The sequence below is a fragment of the Erwinia sp. MYb416 genome, from assembly GCF_037479575.1.
Lineage (GTDB): Bacteria > Pseudomonadota > Gammaproteobacteria > Enterobacterales > Enterobacteriaceae > Erwinia > Erwinia rhapontici.
The window spans coordinates 1-1,589 of sequence record NZ_JBBGYT010000323.1 but is presented as its reverse complement, the minus strand read 5'-3'; the positions used below and the strand labels follow the sequence as shown (position 1 = coordinate 1,589).

Genomic DNA, 1,589 nt, shown 5'->3' with positions numbered 1-1,589 from the left:
CCAGCATCCTTATCATCTGACAGCGAATAGCCGTAAGGTGTTATAAAAAAACCTTAAATCATCCCGTGCTTATTAACGTGATGTATTTCCGGGATTAAGTGGAATTAACTCAAATTAATCTCTTCCGTTGCAGGATATTCCCCGTTCTGCAACGGCATTGTTTTTCCTGCGCCAGGTAAATAATCCTAAAACGACGTTAACCTCTTGTTGCTCCTGCTAAAATATTGTCTTATAGCCCTGTTTACTCCCCTAAGTTTATAATATAGCTGACGCATGACCAGAGAAGGATCTCACGCCATTTTTCATTATGCCGGGAGATCTCTCTTTCGGTATTGCCTGATATAAGCAGCTTTGTCTTCTAACACACAGTTTGCGAGTTTATTATTTTGAACGAATTAATGGCATTGAAAAAAGGATATACCAAGGTATTCCTCTGGCTTTTAGTCACGCTTTTCCTGATCCCCACTATTACACTGGTGTTTGCCGAATACGGTACGCGTCAACTCGATCAGGAATACAGTGCGATCTTTATTGATGATGCTCGTGGGCAGGGCCAGGACGTCAATAAACTGACCACTTTCCTGCAACAGAACCCGCCGTCCAGCGTGTGTGGCACAGTGCCGGAGGATCTGCTCGACTATCAGAATGCCGTCTGTGCTGAGAAATCAGAGCTATGGCAGTTCTGGATGATCGATAAAGTGGCCTTCTGGACGCTGGTGGGCGGCGTCGTCATGCTGGGCATGATTGTGCTGTTCAGCGTGCTGGCATTTAAAAGTCGTCAGGGACAGTTGCAAAGCCTGAGGTTGGCACGTCCGTTCCTGATGCTGGCGAGTGCGCTGGAAGTGCTGGTTCAGGGGGGAATGCTGGTCTGGCTCTCCTTCTGGGGAACGGCATTCTTTACCCAAACCTATTATCCGAAGCTGGTGATGGCGATGGGGCTGCTGGTGCTGGTCGCGATGTACTATATGATCAGGGGCATCTTCAAAAAGCTGCCGCCGGAAGACGATGTTGAAGGCGATGTGGTGACGCGTGACGCAGCGCCGGCCCTGTGGGCGCGCATTGATACGCTGGCATCCCAGGTCGGAACGGCACCACCGGACCATATTATTGCCGGTATCGATACCAACTTTTATGTGACTGAAGCGCCTTTGAGCCTCGAAGGACAGGTCCTTGACGGCCGCAAGCTGTATGTCAGCATCCCGTTGCTGCGCCAGTTGACTACCGCTCAGGCTGATGGCGTCATGGTGCATGAGTTAACCCATCTGCATGAAGGCGATACGGCATCAGGTGCCTTACTGGGGCCGAAACTTCATCGTTTTGATCAGTACATCCATCTGATGAGAAAAGATATCTCTACGGTGATGGTCTATTATCCCCTTTGCCTCTATCGCATGCTGTTTGAACTGGCGTGGCAGCGCAACAGTCGCGAGCGTGAATTCGTTGCAGACCGTAATGCCGCCAGCCTGATTGCCCCTGCAGCGATTGTCGAGTCACTGATTAAAATCTCTGCTTATGCCAGCTATCGCAGCGAAGTTGAGCAGACACTGTTTGATAATAAAACCCTGCATGAGAATGAACTGGGTATCAGC

Annotated in this window: 1 protein-coding gene; it reads left to right on the top strand. The window is 49.7% G+C overall.

The genetic code is table 11. The annotated features are described in order from the left end of the window. Positions 1-398: 398 nt before the first annotated feature. On the top strand, positions 399-1,589 hold a 1,191-nt coding region (locus WH277_RS03885; RefSeq protein WP_339504463.1), incomplete at its 3' end, for a M48 family metallopeptidase.